Consider the following 2,910-nt stretch of genomic DNA (forward strand, 5'->3'; position numbering starts at 1 on the left):
TACAGAAATCATCAACTTTTTGGTTTATAGATTGGCTGATCTATACCACTTTGAAGAATAATACTTTTCCATTTCAAAAAAGGCTGGTAATTAAATATGGTTTTGTTGCGAACGCAACAGGTTCTATTTATTAATACTTATTATTCAGATCTCCTTAGGAACATTGCTGTACTTATTTCGGAAGTTTTGGGGATATTAGGGTATATTAGTATTGATATAATGAGTTAGAGAAAATCCAAAATGATTTTTCCCCCACGGTGATTAATTTATGCTCATTTGGAATTATCAAATGAAAACAACTGTGATACCATAGTTAATAATATGAAAATCTCACACTACTTATACAATACCTTTATCATTGAGACTGATGACAAAAAAATAGCCATAGATCCGGGAGGCCTGATGTTTTATTTTTTTCGGTTTACCACGATAATCCCAAAATCCGAATGGAAATCTATTACTCATATTTTTGTAACACATGGAGACCCGGATCATTATTGGCATGCGGATAGACTAGAAGAATCTTCAGGTGCTCCGATAATTTGCAATAAAACAATGATCAAAAATGTGGATGGGAAAAACTTAATGCTCGGCCCTCGGGATAAAGGACTTGCATTCACCACAGAAGTAGCAAAAATCCATACACTTACTGTTGATGAAACAATTGAGGTTGATGGAATGTCAATCACAGGAATAAAGACTACTCATGGATCCCTTACTTTTAGACTTGGACCATTCTCCAAGACTTTAACCCCAGGTCCTGAAGAAAGAATTGGCTGGGGTGCCATTGGATTCCGTATTCAAATTGATGGAAAAACTATTGTCAATCTTGGAGACACACTTCTTCACGCAGATGAATGGAGTTCCATTAACAGTCCGGATGTTTTAATGATTCCAATTGGAGGAAAAACTGTTCACAACACTATGGATGTGAAAGAAGCCTTGCAAGCGGTACAGGTAATGAAGCCAAAACTTGTAATACCTTGTCATTATAACTGTCCTGCATTCTTTAGTAAAAAGTACAATCCGGCTGATGAGCATGAGTTTAAGAAAGAAGTTGAAAAACTAGGGATTAATTGTGCTATCCTTTATAAAGGAGATTCTATAAATTATTAAAGTAAGGAGTAACGCTGGTAGAATAATGAAAGATTTTTCTATAACAAAACCCCTCCTAAGGTCGGGCCATTTTTTAGCTAAAAGTTATAGACAATTTTATACAAGCCAAATTATTCCGATTCAAAGGAGAAGATTCATGAAATAATTTACCGTCGACCTAAAGTTACTTGCCTTAACTATTGGCCACAAAAAATAAAAATAATATGAAACCATCAATACTTCTATTCTTGCTCGTGTATTTGACCATACCCTCACATTTATTTTCTCAAACTCAATTTTTAGAACCAAATTTAGTCTATGGCCCTTTTGATATCGGTTTTAAAGTATATCATGAATATGATTATTCACGCACAGCAAGTATCATAGTTCCCGAATCGGGTAATCGCACAGAGGCCGGGGAACCCCGCCCAATTCAAATCGGTATATGGTACCCGATTAAAAAAGGAACAAAAGGCAATAGAATGCCTTTTAAAAAATACATTGAATTGATGGCTACTCAAACCGATTTTAAATATACCGGTAAGCCTCTGGAGCATCCTTTCATTCAAAGTTCATTATATGAAAATCCATTTATCAACCAAGCACAATTAGAATTGGCATTGGAGGCAACATCATCTTCATTTGCGGATGCTACGGGGGCAGAAGGTAACTTTCCATTGCTTGTCTATTCGGCAGGTGGATATGGTTCCACATTCGAAAATTCTACAATGTTTGAATATTTGGCCAGTCATGGTTTTATAGTGGCCTCACATTCAAATATTGGTGGTATGGGTGGCAGTATCGAAATCCTTAATGACGCCATGTTTGAATACAGAGCTCGGGACCTGGAATTCGTCATTGGCTTTATGCATAAGTTTCCTAATACAAATGCGGATAAATTAGGTATACTCGGGTTTAGTTTCGGAGGTTCTGCATGTCTGATTACCGCAAGCCGCCATTTGAAAGTTAAAGCATTTGCAAATTTCGACGGATGGATCAATAATGAAAATTTGCCATTCATGCATTTTGCGGATACTACAAATTTGAACCTTCCTTACCTCACTACAAATAGTGGCTTTAACGGACATAAACCTGATCGACTGGTTTACAATAATATAAAACATTCAGATGCTTACGCACTAAACTTCAAAAAATTTGGACACACCTTTTTTGGTTCTTCGTGGATCCTGTTGAGTAATCACAACGCGGACGACTGGGCAGCCGTTAGAGGCACGCAAGAGGAAATAAATTTAGGATATAAAATCCTTTCGGAATATGTACTTGCATTTTTTGATGGATACTTAAATAACAATCAATCCAGTAAAAATCGATTAAAATCTATTCAACATTCCAAAGAAATCCCAGTCGGATTTGTTGAATTTGAAATGAAAACAAAAAACTAATGAAGGAACATCCGGAAATTAATTTTAGTGTTGAAGGACATACGGATAGCGATGGTGATACTCAGTTTAATATAAATTTATCGGAACAGAGGGCTAATACAGTAATGAATGAATTAATTGCACAGGTTATTGATGCCAAAAGGATGGTCTCAAAAGGATTTGGAGAAGATGTACCGGATGCTGTGGTATTACTAGTCGTTTTCTGCTCAAGCGCTGTTTGTTCTGGTGTAATAGGGGTTTTGTATGCCGAACAACTTGGAAGAGCATTAAGGCGGTGATAACTTAGATAGCTATAGTAATGTTCCTGAGGAGAGTTGAGTCTAATTTACCCTTCTTTTTTCTTCTTCGGCTCCGGTCTTTCTTTCACGAGCAGATTTAAGTTTACGATTTCCAAAACTTCTGGAATAAGTGA

The 2,910-nt window shown here is 36.4% G+C and carries 3 protein-coding genes; all 3 read left to right on the forward strand.

All coding sequences use genetic code 11. The features are described 5' to 3' along the window. The first annotated feature begins 321 nt into the window (after positions 1 to 321). The 3 genes from Q0X89_RS06835 (at position 322) to Q0X89_RS06845 (ending at position 2,776) form a co-directional block, all read left to right on the forward strand. Entirely contained in the window at positions 322 to 1,116 is a 795-nt protein-coding gene (locus Q0X89_RS06835; RefSeq protein WP_297692460.1) for an MBL fold metallo-hydrolase, read from the forward strand. 203 nt (positions 1,117 to 1,319) lie between these two features. Further along, on the forward strand, positions 1,320 to 2,498 hold the full coding sequence (locus Q0X89_RS06840; protein WP_297692462.1) for a hypothetical protein: 1,179 nt from the start codon (positions 1,320 to 1,322) through the stop codon (positions 2,496 to 2,498). Beyond that, the gene (locus Q0X89_RS06845; protein ID WP_297692464.1) at positions 2,498 to 2,776 is read left to right on the forward strand and encodes an OmpA family protein; all 279 of its coding nucleotides are present in this window, start codon (positions 2,498 to 2,500) and stop codon (positions 2,774 to 2,776) included. Before Q0X89_RS06840 ends, Q0X89_RS06845 begins: the two co-directional genes overlap by 1 nt. Positions 2,777 to 2,910: the final 134 nt, after the last annotated feature.

The organism is uncultured Eudoraea sp. (assembly GCF_947258525.1).
Taxonomy (GTDB): Bacteria; Bacteroidota; Bacteroidia; order Flavobacteriales; family Flavobacteriaceae; genus Eudoraea.